This window comes from Dellaglioa sp. CoH-55-MRSF-8, assembly GCF_056782195.1.
Map to the genome: position 1 here is coordinate 1 of NZ_JBXAYH010000251.1, position 241 is coordinate 241.

Genomic DNA, 241 nt, shown 5'->3' on the forward strand with positions numbered 1-241 from the left:
TGTCGTAGGACACCTCACCGGCGACCACGGCGAACGCTGCGACAGCCAGCAGCGGCAACGAGTGGACCAGGGTGGCGACGATCAAGAACACGCAGCCGAGGACTTTGACCAGCAGGGAGAACCGAAGCAGTCGCGCGTACCCATGGCGGTCGACCGCGTGGCCGGCCGGTAGTGCCACCAGCAGCCAGGGAAGCCTGGCCACCGCTTGGACGATGCCCACACCGGCGGCAGTGGTGGTGGA

1 protein-coding gene is annotated in these 241 nt (G+C 67.6%); it reads right to left on the minus strand.

The genetic code is table 11. From position 1 onward, the window contains the following. Positions 1 to 241 (minus strand): hypothetical protein (locus tag AC1RPW_RS08655; protein WP_481769556.1); only part of this gene is annotated, 241 nt, incomplete at both ends.